Source organism: Thalassospira sp. HF15, assembly GCF_011806525.1.
GTDB lineage: Bacteria > Pseudomonadota > Alphaproteobacteria > Rhodospirillales > Thalassospiraceae > Thalassospira.
This window is the reverse complement of sequence record NZ_JAAVKI010000017.1, coordinates 1-1495: the sequence shown is the minus strand read 5'-3', so window position 1 is coordinate 1495 and position 1495 is coordinate 1. Positions and strand designations below refer to the sequence as shown.

Genomic DNA, 1495 nt, shown 5'->3' with positions numbered 1-1495 from the left:
CCACTGGTTCGATCACGGTTGATGTTGCCGGTGTTGCGGATGTGCCGACACTGGACGTCAGTGACGCCTCTGGCAACGAAGACAGTGCGATTGCTCTGGATATCGATGCCGACCTCACTGACAGCTCCGAAACTCTGACCGTGACGATCAGTGGAGTGCCGGATGGAGCCACACTGTCGGCAGGTACAGACAATGGTGATGGCACCTGGACGCTGGGCTCTGACCAGCTTGATGGTCTGACGATTACGCCGCCGGACGACTTTAGCGGTTCGTTTGACTTGGGCGTGACGGCAACCTCTGCCGACGGTTCTGATGTTGCGACCACAACCGACAGCATTACGGTTGATGTCGCAGGTGTCGCCGATACTCCGACGCTTGAAGTATCGGATGTTTCGGGCAACGAAGATTCTGCAATTGCACTGGATATCGATGCGGGTCTAACAGATTCTAGCGAAACCCTGACCGTGACCATCTCGGGTGTGCCGGATGGCGCAACCCTGTCAGCTGGGACGGACAATGGTGATGGCACGTGGACACTGGGCTCTGACCAACTTGATGGCCTGACGATCACCCCTGCGGATGACTTCAGCGGCTCGTTTGATCTTGGCGTGACGGCAACGTCGGCGGATGGCGAAGACGTCGCGACCACGACCGACAGCATCACCGTTGATGTTGCCGGTGTGGCGGATACACCGACATTGGATGTATCGGATGCAAGCGGTTCCGAAGACAGCGCCATTGCTCTGGATATCGACGCGGGCCTCACGGACAGCTCGGAAACTCTGACCGTGACGATCAGCGGTGTGCCAGAAGGTGCTTCTCTGTCTGCAGGGACGGATAACGGTGATGGCACTTGGACATTGACCAGCGGAGACTTGGAAGGCCTGAGCGTTACGCCGCCGTCTGACTTCAGTGGTAGTTTTGATCTTGAGATCACAGCGAGTACTCAGGACGGAATTGATATAGCGTCGGTCACAGACACTGTGATGGTTGACGTGGCTGGTGTGGCCGATGCGCCGACACTCGACGTCAGTGATGCGTCTGGCAACGAAGACAGTGCGATTGCACTGGATATTGATGCTGGTCTCTCCGACAGTTCTGAAACCCTGACGGTCACCATTTCCGGTGTGCCGGACGGCGCGACGTTGTCGGCAGGTACGGACAATGGCGATGGCACCTGGACACTGGGTTCAGACCAGCTTGACGGTTTGACGATTACGCCTGCGGATGACTTCAGTGGCTCGTTTGATCTTGGCGTGACGGCAACGTCGACGGATGGTTCTGATGTTGCCACGACCACTGGTTCGATCACGGTTGATGTTGCCGGTGTTGCGGATGTGCCGACACTGGACGTCAGTGACGCCTCTGGCAACGAAGACAGTGCGATTGCTCTGGATATCGATGCCGACCTCACTGACAGCTCCGAAACTCTGACCGTGACGATCAGTGGAGTGCCGGATGGAGCCACACTGTCGGCAGGTACAGACAATGGTGA

1 protein-coding gene is annotated in these 1495 nt (G+C 57.3%); it reads left to right on the top strand.

The window, feature by feature from the left end:
* Nucleotides 1-1495, top strand: a 1495-nt coding sequence (locus HED22_RS19520; protein WP_217701921.1) for an Ig-like domain-containing protein, incomplete at both ends; no start/stop codon positions are given.